Genomic DNA, 17,654 nt, shown 5'->3' on the forward strand with positions numbered 1-17,654 from the left:
CGCCCGGGCCGGGCCTTCGCCTCATGCCGCCGGACCCAGGATGCGGACGGCCAGGCGGCCCTCGCCGCCATGCTCGACCAGTTCGCCGCGGGCGACCACCTTCTCGCCGATGCAGATCTCGACGCCGTCCGCCGCGTCCTGCTCCAGCGGCAGCACGTCATCGGCCTGCAGCCGCGCCAGATCGGCCACCGACAGCCGGGTGCGGCCGATGCGGATCGCGATCTCGACCTGGATCGCTTGCGTCGGAATCAGGCTGTGTTCTGGCTCCATCTCACTCCACCTCCGTCACTTCGTTGACGAGCCTGCGCAACTCGGCGGCGATCTGCGCCGTGTCCCAGACAATGCGGCCGCCCAGCAGTTCGACCTCGGCGGTTCCTTCGGGCGCCGTGGGGTCGATCTCGATCCCCGCCGCCCCCGTCGTGGACAGGCAGGCCGCTGCGAACGCCGCAAGGTCAGCGCCACAGCGGATGCGGGCGGTCAGCGACGGAACGGCCGAGGAAAGCTGCAGCATCTCCTTCAGCAGCGCGCCCTGCAGCCGGGCGCGCGCGACGGCCGGGATCACCCCGTCCAGCAGCGCCTCGATCAGCGGGGCGATCCTTTTCACCTCGGTTGCGTCCCCCGCGCCGCGCGCCGCCTGCTCGGCGTCAAGACGCCGGGAAAGGCCATCAACGGCGTCACGCAGCGCAGCCACCTGCCGGGCCTCGGCCAGCCGCCGCCCCTCGTCAAGGCCGCGCGCGAAGGCCACGTCCAGATCGGCTTGCGCGAAGACCGCGGGCAGAGGCTCAACCGGCTCGCGGTCGAAACGCTCGAGTTGCAGAACCGCGCCCATCATGCCTCTTCCTTCTGGGCGATCCAGCCGGAAAGGATGCGGACGCTTTCCTCGCGCCGCTCACGCATCAGGTCGCGCAGCCGGGCAACCGGATCGGCGAGGGCGGCAGGGGGCATCAGTTCGACCTCGGGCTGCGCGGTCGAAAGGCTCGGCAGCGTCGTGGCGCCTTCAGCCATCATCGCGGACGCGAGCGCCGGGGGCAGAACCTCGCCCGAGGCGGCCCCCGAGGCATCCAGCAGCGGGCTGGCGGCCGCCGTCCGCGACCGCAGGATCGGCCGCATCACCACCATCGCGACCGCCAGCGCGAAGAAGCCGATCAGCGCCAGCCGCGCGAGGTCGTTCAGCGCCAGCCGCGAAAGGATGCCGCCCGGCTCGGCCAGTGTGCCTTCGGTTCCCATCGCCGAGAAGGGCAGCGATTTGACGGTGATGACGTCGCCCCGCGCCTCGTCGAAGCCGACCGCCGAGGCCACGAGTTCGCGCAGCGCCTCAAGCTCGACCTCGCTGCGGGGCAGGATGGCTTCCGTCCCGTCGGCGGCGCGCTGCGGGGTCCCGTTCACCAGTACCGCCACCGTCAGCCGCCGCGTGGCGCCCGGCGCGCGCAGTATCTCGCGCGTGATCCGGCTGACCTCATAGTTCTGCCGCTGCCGCGTCTCGGAACTGGTCGAGCGGCTCTGCTCACCCTGCGCGCCGGTGCCTTCCGGCAGGTTCGACGAGGCCGTCACCGCGCCCTGCTCGCTGTTGGTGGACTGGTCGGTGGTCTCCTCGTTCTCCTGCGAGACAAGGGCGCGGCCATTCGGGTCGAAGGTCTGTTCCGACAGCTGCTCGGTCTCGGTCACGAGGTCGAGGTTCAGTTCCACGATGGCATTGCCGGGGCCGACATGGGGTTCGAGGATGCGTTCCACATTGCGCTTCATCTCGGCGGCGCGGTCGGCGGCGACGGTCTCCTCTCCGGTCGAGACGATGCCGCGGGCGCTGTCGATGACCTTCACCCGCTCGGGGTCGAGCCCGGGCACCGCCGAGGACACCAGGAACTGCAGCGACCGCGCCTGCTTGGCGTCGAGGCCGCCGCCGCCCATCGTCACCGTCACCGAGGCCGCCCCGCCCGCGTCCCGGCGATAGCCGCGCGTGGCGGGCGGCGCCAGATGGACCCGCGCCGCCTTGACGCCGGGCACGGTCAGGATCGTGCGGGCCAGTTCGCCTTCCTTGGCCCGCCAATAGGCCGCATCGAACATCTGCGAGGTCGTGCCGAAGCCCGACATCCCGTCGAGGATCTCGTAGCCCGCGCCGCCCGCCGCAGGCAGCCCCATCCCCGCCAGCGTCAGCCGCAGCCGGTCGCGTTCCGCCGCATCGACCCAGATCGCGTCCCCCCGGATCTCGGACGGCACCCCGGTCTTGTCGAGTTCCGCCATCACCTCGCCCGCCCGCGCCGGGTCGAGGCCGGAATAAAGCAGCGCCATGGGCGTGCGGTTCGCCAGCAAGGCGAAGGCGCCGACGGCCAGGAAGGTCAGCAGGAACGCCGCCGCGATCAACTGCTTCTGGCTGCTGCTGCGTTCGCCCCAGTATTCGGCAAGCTTCTGCATCCCGCGATACCCTTTCGAATCGTTCTCGGTCCGACGGGAATCGTCATGGCATGGCGGGCATTAAGAATCGGTTAGCCCATGGCTGGTAATCCGGTCCCGAGAGGACGGAGAATCAGATGACCGACATCAGCGCATCGCCCCAAACCCCGGCCAGGCCGCTGCTGCGCCGGCTGCTGCCGCTGGCGCTGCCGGTCGTGGCGCTGGCGGCGGGACTGGGGACAACATTCACCGGCCTCTGGTCGCCGCTGTCGCTGCTGCACTCCCCTGAGCCTGCCGGCGAGGCCGTGCCCTCACCGCCCGCCGCCACCTTCCTCGACGTGCCCCGCATCGTGCTGACCATCCCCGGCGAGCGGACGCAGACGCTGGCGCTGTCGGTGATCATCGAGGTCGAGCCGGGCGCGCTGGAACAGGCGCGGCTGCTGATGCCGCGCATCCTCGACAGCTACAACGGCTTTCTGTCCCAGATCGACGCCAGCGCCTTCAGCCGCCGCGGCATCCTCGAAATCGTGCGCGGCGAACTCGCCACCCGCACCGGCTTCATCCTGGGCGAAGCCGCGGTCCGCGACCTTCTCATCACCGAGTTCCGCATCCAATGACGATTCCCATGATCCTTCAGGCCGCACTGGTCGTGGCGGCGCTGACGGTGGCGGGCTACTGCCACCTGCTGGCGCGCCGGCTGCGCAAGCTCAACGACCTCGAAACCGGCCTCGGCGGCGCCATCGCCGTGATGGCGGCCGAGATCGCTCGGCTGGAAGCCGCGCTGGCCGCGGCGCAGGCGGGGGCGGCCACCGCCTCGGACGGACTCGCGCGCGAGATCGAGAAGGCCAAGTCCGAACGCGCCTACTGGGCGCTGCAACAGCAGTTCATGCCGCAGGCGGCGGCGCGCCGGCCCGTCCGGCGGCGCCGCATGAAGGAGGCCGAGGATGCCTGATCGCCTGTTCTGGATGGGCGGCGCCATCGCGCTTGTCGCGGGCCTCGCCATCGCGCAAGGGGACCGGCTGGCCCGCGCGCTTTCCGCCGAGGCGGCCGTCACGCCACTGCTGGACGGCTGCACCGATGTGCCAGAGGCGGTGGCGCTGGCCGAAACGCTGCGGCTGCGCGGGATCGCGGTGGAGCGGGCGCTTGCGGACCTCGAACGTCGTAAGCGCGAACTGGCGGCAACCGAGGCGCAGATCACCACGCGGCTGGCCGCGCTGAAGAAGGCCAAGGCCGCGCTGGGCGAGACCCGCGAGGGCCGGAACGCGGGCCGGACCGAGGGGATCGAGCGGCTGATCGCCGTCTATGACGCGATGAAGCCCGCCGAGGCCGCGACGATCCTCGCGGCCCTGCCCCCCGATTTCGCGGCCGAGATCCTGACCCGCGTCCAGCCCGACGCAGGCGCGCGCATCATCGCCCGGATCGATCCCGGCCATGCCGCCATCCTGACCGCCCACATGGGCGGCCCCCGCCTGACCGGAGACTGAGATGTTCGGCATCATCGGCATCGTCCTCACCTTCGCCATGGTCTTCGGCGGCTACATGCTGGCCGGCGGCAAGATGGCGGTGATCACCCATTCGCTGCCCTTCGAGATGATGATGATCGGCGGCGCGGCGGTGGGATCGTACCTGCTGTCGAACGACAGCGGGGTGCTGAAGCACACGGTCCCCGGCATCATCCGCGCCTTCAAGGGCGCGCGCTGGCACGAGGCCGACAATACCCAGATGCTGTGCCTGCTGTTCCAGCTTCTCAAGATCGCCCGCGCCAACCCGATCGAACTGGAGCAGCACATCGAGGCGCCCGGGGACTCCCCGATCTTCCAAGCCTATCCGAAAATCCTCAAGGACGAGGACGCCGTCTCGCTGATCACGGACACGATGCGCTCGGCGAGCCTCAACTATGACGACCCCTACCAGGTCGAGGACATGCTGACGCGGCGGCTCAACCTGATGAAGGAGGAGGCGATGCATGTCCCCCACGCACTGCAGAACATGGCCGACGCCCTGCCCGCGCTGGGGATCGTCGCGGCGGTGCTGGGCGTCATCAAGACGATGTCCTCGATCGACCAGCCACCCGAAGTGCTGGGCGGCATGATCGGCGGCGCGCTGGTCGGCACCTTCCTCGGCGTCTTCCTCGCCTACGGGCTGGTCGCGCCCTTGGCGCAGCGACTGGCGGCCGTGATGAAGCAGGACCTGGCCTTCTACGAGGTCATCAAGTCCGTGCTGATCGCGGGACTGCACCAGCATGCCACCAACCTTTGCGTCGAGGTCGGCCGCCAGGCCGCGCCCGAGCACCTGCGCCCCAGCTTCGCCGAGGTCGAGACCGCGCTGCGCGACATGAGGAAGGCCGCGTGATGCTGGCCGCTCTCGCCCTTGCCGCGGCCCAGGCGCTCAGCCCCGCCGCGAGCGCCTTCATCGATGACGCGACCGACAGGCTACTGGCCGGAGAGGAGCTTGCGCCGGACTTCCCCGTCCATCTTCAGGCCCTGCCCCCCGACCAGCGGCTGCTGGTCATCGTCCACCTGCGCCGCGCGGGCTTTCTTGCCGACGTGGTGATGCCGGTGGATTGGGTCATCGCCCCCGCCGGAGACGCGCCATGACCGCGGTCGCGCCCGTGGGCGAAAGCCTCTCCGCCTCGGCAAGGCCGCTCGCCATTACCGGCGCGCTGGTGCTGGTGGTGATGTCGATGGTGATCCCGATCCCGGCCGCGCTGCTGGACGTGGGGATCGCCTTATCGATTGCCACCTCGATGCTGATCCTGGTGATGGCGAGCGTCGTCCACAAGCCCACCGACTTCCAGGCCTTCCCGGTGATGCTGCTGATCTCGCTGCTGATCCGGCTGTCGCTGAATGTCTCCTCGACCCGGCTGATCCTGACCGAGGGCCACACCGGCCCGGATGCGGCGGGCGAGGTCATCAGCGGATTCGCGCAATTCGTTGCGGGCGGCTCGCTGATGGTCGGGATCACGGTCTTTGCCGTGATCTCGATCGTGAACTTCATGGTGATCACCAAGGGCTCGGGGCGAATGGCCGAGGTCTCGGCCCGCTTCGCGCTCGATTCGCTACCGGGCAAGCAGCTGGCCATCGATGGCGACCTGAACTCGGGCGCGATCACCCATGAGGAGGCCAAGCGCCGCCGGGCGCAGGACGGGCGGGAAATCAGCTTCTACGGCTCGCTCGATGGCGCGTCCAAGTTCGTCAAGGGCGACGCCATCGCCGGGCTGCTGATCACCGCCGTCAACTTCTTCGTGGGCCTGGGCGTCGGGCTGATTTCCCACGGGATGCCGGCGGGCGAGGCGCTTGCGACCTATTCGCAACTGACCATCGGCGACGGGCTGGTGACGCAGGTGCCCGCGCTCATCACCTCGATGGCGGCGGCGCTGCTGCTCTCGCGCGGAGGCTCGACCGAGTCGACGGCCGACCTGCTGTCGCAGCAGGTCGCGCAGGGCTGGCACGCGCCAGCGCTCGCGGCCGCGGGCATGGCGGTGCTGGCCTTCGTGCCGGGGATGCCGACGCTGATCTTCCTGGCGATTGCCGGAATCGCCGCATGGTTCGCCTGGCGCAACGCCACCCGCCCAGCCGCCGCGCCCGAGGAGACGAGGGACGCGGCCTCTGCGGCACCCGCAAGGCCGCGGATCGGCGACGTGCTGGATACCGACGAGATCTGCGTGGAAATCGGCGCCGACCTGATCGCGGCGGCGCTGGACCCCACGCGCGGCCTCGGCGGGCGCATCAACAACCTGCGCATCCATATCGCCCGCAGCTATGGCATCATCCTGCCCGAGGTGCGGATCACCGACGCCATCGGCGGCGCGCCCGGCGAATATGTCATCCGCATCCACGGCGTCGTCCGGGCGCGCGGGCGGCTGAACCCGCACCAGATCCTCGCGCTGGGGTCCGAGGACCTGCTGGCCCATATCCCCGGCGAACGCACGCGTGAGCCCGTCTATGACAGCCCCGCCCGCTGGATCGACCCGTCGCGCCAGGACGAGGCCGCAATTTCCGGCGCCAGCGTGGTGACGCCGATGGAGGTGCTGTCCACCCACCTGATGGAAACCGTCAAGGCGCAGATGCCGGCGCTGCTGACGCTCGGCTCGCTGCAGCGGCTGATGCAGGAACTGCGCGCGCTGTCGGACGAGACGCGGGCGCAGGCCTACCAGCGCGTCTTTGACAGCATGATCCCCGACAAGGTCGCGCCCGAGCAGTTGCTGGCGGTTCTGCGCCTGCTGCTGGAGGACCGCATCTCGATCCGCAACCTCGCGCTGATCGTGGAAGGCATCCACGAAAGCCGCTCGCCCGACCCCGAGATCGCGGCCGAGTTCGTCCGCCGCCGCCTGCGCGGCCAGATCACCGAGGCGCTGGCCGACCCCGACGGGCAGCTTGACGTCATGCAACTGCATCCGGGATGGGAATCCGAGTTCCTGCGCGCCGAGGCCGAACCGGGCCGCGCCCCCGGGGCGATCACCCCCCCGCTGATCCAGCGGCTGACGGAAAAGCTGCGCCTCGCCGCAGCCAGCCTGCCGCCCGAGGCGCAACCCGCGCTGGTCGTTCCCGACCACCGCCGCCGGCTGATCCGGGCGATGGCGAAGGGCGCGGGACTTTCCTGGCCGGTCCTGGGCATCGACGAGGTCGATCCGCAGGCGCGGATCCGGCTGGTCGGCACGGTCGAGCCATGACGCCTGAGCTTCTTCTCTGGCTGACGCCCCTGCTGCTGGTTTATGCCCGCATCCAGGCCTGCCTGCTGGCGATGCCGGGGATCGGCGAGCGGTTCCTGCCGATCCGGGTGCGGGTCGCCGCGGCGATGTCGCTGGCACCGCTTTACGCCGGGGCCGCCCGGCCCATGCCCCCGCCCTTGCCGCTGCAGCTCGCGGCGCTCATGGCCGCCGAGATCGTCTCGGGGCTGGTCCTCGGGCTGATGGTGCGGGTCGTGGCGATGGCGCTGGACGTGGCCTCGACGACGCTGGCGCAAAGCGCCTCGATGTCGGCGCTGCTGGGGATCTCGGATGACATGCCGCCGCATCCGATCGGCAACCTCATGCACATGGCGGGGCTGGCGGTCCTGATGGCCATGGGCCTGCCGGTGATGATCTGCCAGGTCCTGACTGACAGCTTCGCGGTGAAGCCGCCGGGGCTCTGGCCCGAGATCGGGGCGCTCTGGCCCGCTTTCCCCGGGCTGATCGCCCACAGCTTCACGCTGGCGCTGCTGCTTGCCTCGCCCTTCATCCTCGGCGGCCTGCTGTTCCAGTTGCTCTCGGGCGTGGTTGCCCGCGTGATGCCTGCGATGCCGGTGGTCTTCGTGGCCGCCCCTGCCGCGATCCTGCTGGCGCTTGCGGCGCTGGCACTGCTGATGCCGGGCTTGCTGTCGATCTGGGCCGGAAACGTGCTGTCGCTTGAACTGCCGGACCTGCGATGAGCGAGGAGGACAAGGACGACCGCCAGCACGAGCCGAGCGAGCAGAAACTTCGCCGCGCGCGCGAAAAGGGCGACATTCCGCGCTCGGCCGAGGTCGCGACCGCGCTGGCCTATCTGGGCTTTCTGGGCGCCTTCATCCTGGCCGGTGCGACCGTCATTCCCGCATGGCTTGGCTTGGCCCAGCGGACCCTGGGCGGGGAACCCCTGCCCGAAAGCTCCGACGCCTTGGCCCGGTCGCTGGGGCTTCTGTCTGTCGCCGCGGTTCTCGGCACGGTGCTGGTCCCGGCGGTGCTGGTCCTGGCGGGGCTGGTGATCCAGCGCGGGCTGGTCTTCACGCCCTCGCGGCTTGCCCCCGATCTCAAGCGCGTGGACCCGTTCAGGAATGCCGCCCAGAAGTTCGGCAGGACCGGGCTTGTGACCTTTGCCATCTCGCTTGCCAAGCTGGGCGGCGTCGCCGCGGGTGGCGCGCTGCTGTTCGCCACCTTGGGCGAGACGATCGTGCAGGCCGCCCGCATGGGCGCGACCGCCTGGACGCAGGCGCTGCCGGTCCTGATCCGGCAGGTCCTGATCCTGGCGCTGGCCGTGGCGCTGGTCTTCGCGGGTGTCGATCTGCTGTGGAAGCATTTCGACTTTCGCCGCCGCAACCGGATGACCCGGAAAGAGGTCGAGGACGAGCACAAGGACAGCGAGGGCGATCCCCATCTCAAGGCGGCGCGGCGGCAGAAGGCGGTCGATCTCGCGCTCGGCTCGATGCTGGCGGACGTGGAACGGGCGGATGTGGTGATCGTGAACCCGACGCATTACGCGGTCGCCCTGGAATGGAAGCGCGGCAGCGGCCGGGCGCCGGTCTGCCTTGCCAAGGGCGTGGACGAGGTCGCGGCCCGCATCCGCCAGCGCGCCCGCGATCACAGGGTCCCGGTCTGGTCCGATCCCCCCTGCGCGCGCGCGCTGCACGCGACACTGGGGATCGGGGACGAGATCCCCCATGCCCAGTTCGGCGCCGTGGCCGCGGCCATCCGCTTTGCCGAAGCGATGCGCGCCAAGGCACGCGGGGGATACGGGGGCGATCTGGAAGGGGCTGCGAAATGACTGGTCCTGCCGCAAGGCGCCCCCAGTTCCCGCACGGCAGGCACAACGCAGCGCCGCCGCAGGCCGTGCGGATCACTGCCGGCATTTCGTCAGCACCTGCCCTCTCTTCGTTTCCGGTGGCGCAGGGCACGGATCGGGTTCGTGCCGGCCGCCCGCGCGACACGGCACATGGACGGCCTCTGCCCGCATATGGCGGATGCGGCAGCCTGATCGGAGAGCGCGACACCAATGGCCAGGCTGATGCGAGGCGATGGCCGATGATCCGGGCGGACATGTCATGAGCGGCAAAAGCGGACAACTCGGCGCGCTCGCGCGTCTGGCGCGCATCAAGGCGGACGCGGACCTGCGCCGCTATGCCGCCTATCGGGCCCATTCCGAGGCCATGCAGCGTCAGGTCGATGCCCTTCGCACCGATCTGGCCGAGGCGATCGCCGCCCCCGGTGCGGACAGGCCGGACCAGTGGCGGCTGACGACGGCGATGGTGGCTTATCGCACCGGCCAGGCGCAACGTGCCGAGGTCGCGCTGGCACGGATGAAGCCCGGCCTTGAGGTCGCTCGACGTGTAGCCACCCTCGCCTTCGGCCGCGCCGAGGCGCTGTCCAGCCTGCAGCAACTGAGGGAGGATCAGGAACGCAGGAAGGCGGAGCGGAGAGGGTAAAGGGTTCAGGCAATGGCAACACAACGCCGGGGGATTTGCAGCATCCTTAGGAAGATTCTGGCTGCAGTCGCCTGCGTCCTCGCCCGCATCCGCCATGCCGCAAGACCGGCCCGGGCAGGGGCACCACCTGCCGTTGTCGCCGATGGGGGGCGGGCCGTCAGCCTGAAAGCGGGTGCCGCATGACCACCGCATCAATGCCGGGCGCATAATAGTTTCGCCGCAGTCCTGCGGGCGACCAGCCGCAAGCCCGGTAAAGCGCAAGCGCCGGGGCGTTGTCGGATGCAACCTCGAGGAACGCGGCCTCTGCGCCTGCCGCGGCGCAGGCCGCCTGAAAGCGGCGGACCAGGTCGCGCCCGCGTCCGGCCCGGCGGGCGGCGGGATCGACGGCAAGCGTCAGAAGCTCGGCCTCACCCCCTGCGATCCGGCCCAGAAGGAAGCCGCCCGCCGTCTCATGCAGCACGCAGGCGGCGGATGAAAGCAGGGCGGCGAACTCGGCTTCGTTCCAAGGCCGCGGCGTGACAAAGCAGCGGGCGTGAAGCTCGGCAAGCTCGCGGGGGGTCATCGCAGGATCATGGGCGGAGGGTCACGGGGCGGAGCGGCATCGGCCGGGCGAAGATACAGCGGCGCCGGCCGGGGAACATGGCCTTGGGTCGAAATCCCGCCGATCGCTGCCATACGCCCGAGCGCCACCCGCGCGATTGCGACCGCGACCGGGTGACGCGGCAGGCAGGCAGGCAGGCCGGGCGGAAGCCGGCCGCTTCTGGAAAGCACCGGGCCATGGGGGGCGCTGCGTGGGCAAGGCGTGGAAGGCGCGCTCCCCGGCTGGTCAGTGGCGGCCGATCCCGCGAGAGACGGGGTTGGGGCACCCTTACCTGCTTCCGCAGGAGCGAAGCCTGAAGCGCCATCCGGCAGGCCATCATCGCGCATCAGGGGACCGCGGTCCGGGGTTCCTGATGATCTCGCCATGACTGAGAGGTGCGGCGGCAGGGCAGGCTTTTCGGCTTGTCCGGGGTTCCAGGCCCGGCGCATGACCTCGGCAGCCGCGTCGGAGGGGCCTGCATGATCCATGCCGCTTGAAGCCCCTGTCCGGGCACCGTCCTCGGTCCCGGCGGCACCAGCCGCAGCAGCCGGCAGGCCGTCGACTGCGACAGGCCGGCCTGCCGCATCCCCTATGGCCTGGACATCGGCGCAGGGGCCGAAATCCTGCCAGACCACTTCCTCCCCCCGCAGCGGCACCACGGCCCGGCAGGGGCGTAGCGCATCGCAGGCGGCGGCCTCGGTCGCCGAGACGCCCAGCGCGGGGATGCCCAGCGACAGCGCCAGCCCGCGCGCCGCCGCGACCGAGATGCGGATGCCGGTGAAGTTGCCCGGACCGACGCCCACCCCGATGGCATCCAAGTCGGGCCAGGACAGGCCAGCCTCGGCCAGAAGCTCTTCGAGCAGCGGAAACAGGCGCTCGGCCTGGCCCCTCGTCATCGGCTCGACGCGCTGGGCCAGCACGCGGTCGCCGCAAATGACAGCGGCCGCGCAATGCGCGGCCGACGTGTCGAAGCCCAGGACCCGAAGGCCGTCAGGCAACGGGGCGAACCTCGGTGACCTCGGGGATGTAATGGCGCAGCAGGTTCTCGATCCCCATCTTCAGCGTCAGGGTCGAGGACGGGCAGCCCGCGCAGGCCCCCTGCATGTGCAGGTAGACGACGCCACGGTCGAAGCCGTGGAAGGTGATGTCGCCGCCGTCCTGCGCCACGGCGGGCCGCACGCGGGTGTCCAGCAGTTCCTTGATCTGGCCCACGATTTCCGCATCAGGGCCGTCATGGGCGGCATGGCCGCCCGAAGCCGCAACCTGGGACTGGGCCAGCACCGTGTCGCCCGACTGGTAATGGTCCATGATCGCGCCTAGGATCGAGGGCTTGATCTGGTCCCAGATCGCCGCGTCGGACTTGGTAACGGTCACGAAATCCGAGCCCAGGAAGACGCCGGCGACGCCCGGCACGGCGAAGATGCGCTGCGCCAGCGGGCTTGCCGCCGCGCGACCCGCATCGGGAAAATCGGCCGTGCCGCTGCCCAGCACGGTTTCGCCGGGCAGGAACTTCAGCGTGGCGGGGTTCGGGGTGGTTTCGGTCTGAATGAACATCGGATGCTCCTCGGTCCCGTCCGATATGGTCCCGGGACCGGCCAAGTCAAGCCCGGGGGGACCGGCGGCTCAGGTGATCTGCTCCAGCCGCTCGCGCGAGATGTCGCCGGGCACGATGGTCAGCGGACAGGGCAGCGAGGCCATTTCGCGCATCAGCCGCGTGACCAGTGGACCCGGCCCGCTGCCGGCCGCGGCGGCGGCCAGCACGACAATGGCGATCGCGGCGTCGTCGCTGATCTGGGCGATCAGCTCGGCCCCGGGATCGCCCTCGCGGATCACCAGTTCCGGTTCGACCCCCGGACGGTCGCGCATCCACTTGGCGAAGACCTCGAACTGCGCCTCGATCCGCTCGCGCGCCTCGGCCCGCATGACATCGGCCACCCCGAAGCCGTGCTGGATTTCCTCGGCGGGGATCACCGACAGCACCTGCACCGCGCCCCCTGTGTTCGCGGCCCTGAGCGCGGCATAGCGGATCGCGTTCAGGCATTCCTTGCTGTCATCCAGCACGACCAGAAACTTTCGCATTACCCGTTCCTTCGGCAGCTCGGCCAGATTCCGCCGAACCAGAGTCGCAAAACTGCATCAGCTTCTCAACCCCCCAGGAAAAGGGCCGGCCGTGCACTTGCATCGGACCCCCACTATGCTAACGCCCGGAAAGAGTCCCGACCGTAACCGATCGAGGGTGACCGAGCGAGTGACGATCCAACCCGACTGGAACAGCGAAAAGATCGGGCTTGCCCCGTTTCACGGGCCGGGCCCGCTGGGCAATGCCGGCGCGATCGCCTCGGCGGGCATCCCGCGCCTGCCCGGAATCGGGATGACGCCGGGCAAGCGGCTGTTCGATGTCGGGCTGGCGCTTCTGCTGCTGGTGCCGCTGTCGGTGCTGATGCTGCTGGTCGCCGGGCTGCTGCTGGTCTTCGAAGGGCGGCCGGTCTTCTACCTGTCGGAACGGATGCGGGCGCCGGGCCAGTCCTTCCGGCTGATCAAGTTCCGCACCATGACCGCCGTGGACAAGGACGCAGGCGCGACCGGCGCCTACAAGTCCTGGCGGATCACGCGGCTCGGCTGCTTCCTGCGCCGGACGCGGATCGACGAGCTGCCGCAGCTTTTCAACATCCTGCGCGGCGACATGAGCTTTGTCGGCCCCCGCCCCCCCTTGCGCGAATACGTGGACCGCTTTCCCCGCCGCTATGCCGAGGTGCTGCGGACCCGGCCCGGCGTCACCGGCCTTGCCACACTGATCTATCACGCGCATGAGGACCGGATCATGGCCCGATGCCATTCGCCCCAGGCGACCGAGGCGGCCTATTACCGGCGCTGCCTGCCGACCAAGCTGCGGCTGGACATGATCTATCAGCGCCGCCGGACGCTGGCACTGGACCTGTGGATCATCGCCAACACGGTGATGACCGTCATCATCCCGCGCTGGAAGCGGCGGCGCTGAACGGGTCCGCCGGGTAGTCCACCCCCACCAGATACAGGCCCTGCGGCGGGCAGACCGGCCCGCAGGCGGCTCGGTCGCGGGCGTCGAGCGCCTCGCGCACCCTGCCGGGTTCCCAAGCCCCCGCGCCCACCCGCTCCAGCGTGCCGACGATGGAACGGACCTGGTTGTGCAGGAAGGACCGCGCCCACAGGTGGAAACGGTATTCCGCGCCATGGGGCAACGCGATCTCCTCGATCTCGATGCGGTCCAGCGTCTTCACCGGGCTTGCCGCTTGGCACATGGCCGAGCGGAAGGTGGTGAAGTCATGCCGCCCGACCAGATGCGCCGCGCCCTGCCGCATCGCCCCCGCGTCGAGCGGGTGGGCGACTTGCCAGACCCGCCCCCGGTCATGCGTTGCGGGCGCGCGGCGGGACAGCAGCCGGAACAGGTAGCGCCGCCCCTGCGCCGAAAAGCGGGCGTGGAAGTCGTCGGGGACAGGCGCCACGGCCAGCACGGCGACCGGCGCGGGCTTGAGATGCCAGTTCAGCGCCTCGGCCAGCCGGAAGGGGTCCCAGTCGCGCGACAGGTCGGCATGGGCCACCTGCCCAGTCGCGTGAACCCCGGCGTCCGTCCGTCCCGCCGCCGCGATCCGCGCACCGGCGCGGAAGCCGGGGTCCAGCGCCGCCAAGGCCCGTTCGACCTCGCCCTGCACCGAAGGGTGGTCGGCCTGCGCCTGCCAGCCGGCAAAGGGGCCGCCGTCATATTCGATCTTCAGCGCAAAGCGCGGCATGGGTTTACCGGCGGGGCTGCTTCTCGGGGATGCGGAACAACTCGTCCAGGGTCGGATCGCTGCGGTCCTCCAGCGCCGCGGTTTCGGGCGGACGGACGCCCTCGCGGGCAAGGCGGTCGCGCAGCACCTGGATCTCGATGTCCATGTCGGTGCGGCCGCCCTGGTGCAGCCGCTGCTGCAGCGCCTGGAAGCTGGATTCGAGATCGGCCAGCAGCGCCTCGTACTGGCGGCGGGCGCCCTCGTCGCGGGTCCGCTGGTAGAGGTCGGCGAACTTCACCGTCGCGTCGCGGGCGCCGATCAGGTAGACGCCCAGATAGCGCCGCGCCGCGGCCAGCGCGCCGGGGTCCTGTTCCACCCGGTCAAAGAGGTTCCGCGCCGTGGCGGCGAACGTCCCCACCCGCGCCTCAAGCCGCCGGTCGCCCACCCGCTTGATCGCGTCGGTGATGCCGGCCAGGTGCTTTTCGGCCTCGTCCACCATGCGGGCGGCGCGGTCCTGCTGAAAGCTGTCCACGCCCTCCATCCCCTTGTCGGCCATCGGGTCGGTGCCGAAGGTCAGCCAGTGAAGGATCGAGCCGGTGAAGCCGATGGCCAGCGCGCCGCCCAACGCGCCCGGCTCGGCCGAGCCGACCGCCAGACCCAGCCCGGTCAGCACGCCGCCGAACAGCTTGCGGGGGATGGCGGGCCTGCGGGCCACGCGGCGGGCGTCATAGGCGGCCTCGGCCTGCAGCCCTTCGCGCGTCATCCACATCGCCCCCGCGGTGATGCCGAAGCCCGCAAGGCTGGTGGCCATCACCACCGGATCGCCCTGGAAGAAGGCCGTCAGCAGGAAGGGCGAGGCCATGAAGGTGATCCACTTGGTCCGGCCTTCATGCGGATGGCGCACCTCGCCCGGTGCTGGCCGGGCGGGGACGCCGTCACCGCCGCGCCCTGCGCCCGGGGAAAACTTGCCGCCGAACCGTTTCGCCATCGCTCCGCCCTCAGCCCGCGCCGAAAAGCGAGGCGTAAAGCGTCACTCCCATCAGAAGAAAGAATGACAGGCGCTGCGCGGCGGGACGGGACATGGGCATGGTCTTTCGGCTGGACGGGGGTTTCGGCAATGGCCGTCCCCTGCGGGTCGCACGAGGCCGGCCGCACGGTCAACCCCGCAGCGGCCCGCCCGTTCCGATTGCGGCAGGATGTGAATGCGGCGGCAGCCATGGCGCACATGGGTCTCCGCCAGCTTGCGGATGCGCTTTGCCCGCACGTCCTGCGGCAGCCGCTTCAAGACGCAATGGCAGGTCGAGCGCGGCACCGGCACCGCCCGGCACGCCTGTCGGATGGACAGCAGGGACACCGTCCTAACGAAGTCGATCATCTTGCGACACCGGGCCAGGGCCAGATCTTTTTTCGGATCACCTTCGTAAGCATTTCCCTGTCGAAGCCCGGATCGGCGACCAGCCGGCGCAGCCGCGCATTGTTCGCCTGCTCTCTCGAACCGTTTATGGATAGCCCCGGGGCAAGATCGCCCTAAGGCATCTTTTCATCCGCCCGCGTTCCTCGGGCGCATTGCCGCAGGAAAGCTGTCAGCGCGGTTCACCCGAACCCGCACCATCCAGGCGGGACACCCCCCGCGATCACTCCGCCGAGTTGAGCCGCATCCGGGCGCGGCGCTCGCGGCGCTGCGCTTCCCGGCCGAGGCGGATCGACTGCCCGACAAAGTCCAGATGATCGCGGGCGGCCTTGTCGGCCAGGTCGGCATCGCCCGCCTCGATCGCCGAGATGATCCCGAGATGCTGGTCCAGCAGCTTGCGGCCGGTGCCGTCGATGCTGCGCAAGAGGTCGCGGTTGTAGAAGATGCCTCGCCGGGTCAGGTCGAAGACCGAGGCCATCATGTGGATCAGTGTGGTGTTGTGGCTGGCGTCCACGACCGCGCTGTGCAGCCGGAAATCGGCCTCCCGCTCGGCCTCGCAATCCTGGGCGTCCCAGGCGGCCCGAAGCTCGTCCCGAATCGCGGACAGCCGTTCCTTGTCGGCTGCGGTCGCGCGCCGGGCGGCGAGGCGGGCCGCGAAGGCCTCCTGCTCGCAGCGATATTCCAGGTAATCGTGGAACGCCTCGCCGTGGCGTGCATAAAGCGCCAGCATCGCGGGCGACATCGCCCGCCCGGTAAGCTCGGCGATATAGGTGCCGTCGCCGTGGCGCACCGTCACGAGATTGCGGCTTTCAAGGACCTGCAGGGCTTCGCGCAGCTTCGGGCGCGAGACATGGAAGGCCTCGGCCATCTCGCGCTCGGACGGCAGGCGGGCGCCGCCCTTCAGCACCCCGTCCACGATCATCGTCTCGATCTTGCCAACGACCACCTCAACCACCGATTCGTGGTCGATGGGTTCGAAGACATCCACTGCGATCATCGGTCTGCCCTGTCAGGCTATTTGGGGGTATGGCTGGAAATAATATTGACCTCGGAAGAATAGGTTCAAGAAGGCACAGAGCGTTAACGCCCGTATGTCATACGCTTATTACCAACAGCGGTCTCTGCATCTGATCTCTTCAAAGCAGCTTGAGCTACTGAAATCTCGCTCATCGGTGCAACAGAGGAGATAAAACATTTGACCGATGCAAGAGGACAATAATATGGACCTCTTGCGACAGGCCACTGTCGCCCGCCGGGAGGGGCGGTCAGAGGGAGCGGGAGGATGCCAATCATATCCAGCAGGATACCTGTGGCCTGCCGAAGCGCGGCTTCACGGGCCTCGCCTGCAAGGAGGCCCTGAGGCTGGACGCGCATCGCCCCGGACGCCGTGGCCGCGCTGTTGCGCAGCAGCGGACACCGCACCGCGTTCCATGGACGAGCGAGGAGCAGATCAAGAGAACGCACCATCACGAAATCGTTTGCACGCGGAAAGGCTCTGCGTAGGCTCGGACCATGTTTCGGCAAAAGGACGGCGCAGAATGACCATGACCGTCATCGCCCCGGCGGCCCCGACACGTGGCGGCGGCCTGCGGGAAGCGGCCGCCGCTGCGCCCCTCCACGGCAGGCCCTGTCATCTCCTGCGCCATTCCCTGCATCCGCCTGACAATCCTTCAGCCACGGGAAACATGATGGAGGATCAGGCCTCTGACCCCGAAGCCGCCCGGGTCGGCGCGGCCGAAACCTCAGCCGGGACCGGGGGCCGCAGGATCGGCAGGGGCGTGTTCCCCCGGGCCGCCTCGGGCCGCTCGACGTCGCCGGACTGGTCGGAAGGGATCACCAGGGCCATCTTCGACGAGGCCGATGACCGGGTGATCGGCGCCTCGATCTTCGGGCCGAACGCGGGCGAAGCGATCGCCGCGGCGGCGCTGGTGATCGCGACCGGCGCAGACGCGGCGGACTTGGGCCACACCATCCGTCCCCACCCGGCACTGAGCGAGACGGTCAACTTCGCCGCCGAGATGTCCGAGGGCACGATCACCGACCTGATCCCGCCCAGAAAGCGATACTGAGCCGGGGAGCCCGCACCCGGTCTTCTGAAAGCCCCCGGCACGGGAGGAAGTGCCGGGAAACCACTGTAGCAACAAGACGGCGGGGCTGGCCCCGTTCATACGAGGAGGAAAGATGACTGGTTTCCTGATATTCATTCTGGCCCTGCTGCCCATCGCCACGGTGTTCCTGCTGCTGGTGGTGCTGGAACGCTCGGCCAAGCTCTCGATGTTCGTGGCCTATCTGGTCACGGCAGCAACGGCCCTTTTCGTCTGGGGCACCGACCTGAACAAGGTTCTGGGGGCCACCGCCAACGGGGCCATCACCG

General features: G+C 69.6%; 20 protein-coding genes and 2 pseudogenes. 12 read left to right on the forward strand and 10 right to left on the reverse strand.

Translation table 11 applies throughout. From position 1 onward, the window contains the following. Positions 1-21: 21 nt before the first annotated feature. Genes Q4F04_RS05085 through fliF form a run of 3 tightly spaced genes read right to left on the reverse strand, consistent with a single transcriptional unit; the run spans position 22 to position 2,409 of the window. Complete coding sequence (locus Q4F04_RS05085; RefSeq protein ID WP_303368751.1) at positions 22-270, reverse strand: FliM/FliN family flagellar motor C-terminal domain-containing protein; 249 nt, start codon at positions 268-270, stop codon at positions 22-24. A 1-nt stretch (position 271) separates the two neighbouring features. Further along, the gene (locus Q4F04_RS05090; RefSeq protein WP_303368752.1) at positions 272-832 is read right to left on the reverse strand and encodes a hypothetical protein; all 561 of its coding nucleotides are present in this window, start codon (positions 830-832) and stop codon (positions 272-274) included. Continuing rightward, on the reverse strand, positions 829-2,409 hold the full coding sequence (fliF, locus tag Q4F04_RS05095) for a flagellar basal-body MS-ring/collar protein FliF (protein WP_303368753.1): 1,581 nt from the start codon (positions 2,407-2,409) through the stop codon (positions 829-831). Before fliF ends, Q4F04_RS05090 begins: the two co-directional genes overlap by 4 nt. A gap of 116 nt (positions 2,410-2,525) precedes the next feature. On the opposite strand from fliF, the gene Q4F04_RS05100 reads away from it, so the two are divergent. The 9 genes from Q4F04_RS05100 (at position 2,526) to Q4F04_RS05140 (ending at position 9,543) form a co-directional block, all read left to right on the forward strand. Further along, on the forward strand, positions 2,526-3,005 hold the full coding sequence (locus tag Q4F04_RS05100; RefSeq protein WP_303368754.1) for a flagellar basal body-associated FliL family protein: 480 nt from the start codon (positions 2,526-2,528) through the stop codon (positions 3,003-3,005). Positions 3,006-3,013: 8 nt separating this feature from the next. Continuing rightward, positions 3,014-3,340 (forward strand): hypothetical protein, encoded by a 327-nt coding sequence (locus Q4F04_RS05105; protein ID WP_303368755.1) that lies wholly within the window; start codon positions 3,014-3,016, stop codon positions 3,338-3,340. Beyond that, a complete protein-coding gene (locus Q4F04_RS05110; RefSeq protein WP_303368756.1) occupies positions 3,333-3,872 on the forward strand; it encodes a MotE family protein in 540 nt (179 codons plus the stop codon). Before Q4F04_RS05105 ends, Q4F04_RS05110 begins: the two co-directional genes overlap by 8 nt. Position 3,873: 1 nt before the next feature. After that, positions 3,874-4,740, forward strand: a complete 867-nt coding sequence (gene motA, locus Q4F04_RS05115; RefSeq protein ID WP_303368757.1) for a flagellar motor stator protein MotA — start codon at positions 3,874-3,876, stop codon at positions 4,738-4,740. Next, positions 4,740-4,985 carry a hypothetical protein gene (locus Q4F04_RS05120; protein ID WP_303368758.1) on the forward strand — a complete coding sequence of 82 codons (246 nt, stop codon included), beginning with the start codon at positions 4,740-4,742 and terminating at the stop codon, positions 4,983-4,985. Before motA ends, Q4F04_RS05120 begins: the two co-directional genes overlap by 1 nt. After that, positions 4,982-7,060: an FHIPEP family type III secretion protein gene (locus Q4F04_RS05125; protein ID WP_303368759.1), complete on the forward strand. Its 2,079-nt coding sequence runs from the start codon at positions 4,982-4,984 to the stop codon at positions 7,058-7,060. Before Q4F04_RS05120 ends, Q4F04_RS05125 begins: the two co-directional genes overlap by 4 nt. Continuing rightward, entirely contained in the window at positions 7,057-7,797 is a 741-nt protein-coding gene (locus Q4F04_RS05130) for a flagellar biosynthetic protein FliR (protein ID WP_303368760.1), read from the forward strand. Before Q4F04_RS05125 ends, Q4F04_RS05130 begins: the two co-directional genes overlap by 4 nt. Beyond that, on the forward strand, positions 7,794-8,885 hold the full coding sequence (gene flhB, locus Q4F04_RS05135) for a flagellar type III secretion system protein FlhB (protein ID WP_303368761.1): 1,092 nt from the start codon (positions 7,794-7,796) through the stop codon (positions 8,883-8,885). The genes Q4F04_RS05130 and flhB overlap by 4 nt, the downstream gene beginning before the upstream one ends. 250 nt (positions 8,886-9,135) lie before the next feature. Continuing rightward, the gene (locus Q4F04_RS05140; RefSeq protein WP_303368762.1) at positions 9,136-9,543 is read left to right on the forward strand and encodes a hypothetical protein; all 408 of its coding nucleotides are present in this window, start codon (positions 9,136-9,138) and stop codon (positions 9,541-9,543) included. 157 nt (positions 9,544-9,700) lie between these two features. On the opposite strand, the gene Q4F04_RS05145 is transcribed toward Q4F04_RS05140, so the two are convergent. The 4 genes and pseudogenes from Q4F04_RS05145 to Q4F04_RS05160 all read right to left on the reverse strand — a co-directional run bounded on the left by Q4F04_RS05145 (position 9,701) and on the right by Q4F04_RS05160 (position 12,202). Next, positions 9,701-10,105 (reverse strand): GNAT family N-acetyltransferase, encoded by a 405-nt coding sequence (locus tag Q4F04_RS05145; protein WP_303368763.1) that lies wholly within the window; start codon positions 10,103-10,105, stop codon positions 9,701-9,703. A 557-nt stretch (positions 10,106-10,662) separates the two neighbouring features. Continuing rightward, a pseudogene (gene tsaB, locus Q4F04_RS05150) lies at positions 10,663-11,121 on the reverse strand (tRNA (adenosine(37)-N6)-threonylcarbamoyltransferase complex dimerization subunit type 1 TsaB); the annotation flags it as partial. Then, positions 11,114-11,677: a NifU family protein gene (locus Q4F04_RS05155; protein ID WP_303368764.1), complete on the reverse strand. Its 564-nt coding sequence runs from the start codon at positions 11,675-11,677 to the stop codon at positions 11,114-11,116. The gene Q4F04_RS05155 and the pseudogene tsaB, both read right to left, overlap by 8 nt. Before the next feature lie 69 nt (positions 11,678-11,746). After that, a complete protein-coding gene (locus Q4F04_RS05160; RefSeq protein ID WP_303368765.1) occupies positions 11,747-12,202 on the reverse strand; it encodes a universal stress protein in 456 nt (151 codons plus the stop codon). 292 nt (positions 12,203-12,494) lie between these two features. Here Q4F04_RS05160 and Q4F04_RS05165 point away from each other — a divergent pair, with 292 nt between their 5' ends. After that, a complete protein-coding gene (locus tag Q4F04_RS05165) occupies positions 12,495-13,121 on the forward strand; it encodes a sugar transferase (protein ID WP_303368772.1) in 627 nt (208 codons plus the stop codon). Here the strand turns inward: Q4F04_RS05165 and truA are convergent. The 3 genes from truA to Q4F04_RS05180 all read right to left on the reverse strand — a co-directional run bounded on the left by truA (position 13,093) and on the right by Q4F04_RS05180 (position 16,277). After that, complete coding sequence (gene truA / locus Q4F04_RS05170) at positions 13,093-13,890, reverse strand: tRNA pseudouridine(38-40) synthase TruA (protein WP_303368766.1); 798 nt, start codon at positions 13,888-13,890, stop codon at positions 13,093-13,095. The genes Q4F04_RS05165 and truA overlap by 29 nt on opposite strands. A gap of 4 nt (positions 13,891-13,894) precedes the next feature. Next, entirely contained in the window at positions 13,895-14,857 is a 963-nt protein-coding gene (locus Q4F04_RS05175) for a 5-bromo-4-chloroindolyl phosphate hydrolysis family protein (protein ID WP_303368767.1), read from the reverse strand. Positions 14,858-15,503: 646 nt separating this feature from the next. Then, positions 15,504-16,277: a FadR/GntR family transcriptional regulator gene (locus Q4F04_RS05180; RefSeq protein ID WP_303368768.1), complete on the reverse strand. Its 774-nt coding sequence runs from the start codon at positions 16,275-16,277 to the stop codon at positions 15,504-15,506. A gap of 688 nt (positions 16,278-16,965) precedes the next feature. Here Q4F04_RS05180 and Q4F04_RS05185 point away from each other — a divergent pair. Beyond that, positions 16,966-17,349 carry a hypothetical protein gene (locus Q4F04_RS05185; RefSeq protein ID WP_303368769.1) on the forward strand — a complete coding sequence of 128 codons (384 nt, stop codon included), beginning with the start codon at positions 16,966-16,968 and terminating at the stop codon, positions 17,347-17,349. Positions 17,350-17,461: 112 nt separating this feature from the next. Beyond that, a pseudogene (locus Q4F04_RS05190) lies at positions 17,462-17,654 on the forward strand (L-lactate permease); the annotation flags it as partial.

This window comes from Paracoccus sp. (in: a-proteobacteria) (assembly GCF_030536915.1).
In the GTDB taxonomy this organism is placed as follows: domain Bacteria; phylum Pseudomonadota; class Alphaproteobacteria; order Rhodobacterales; family Rhodobacteraceae; genus Paracoccus.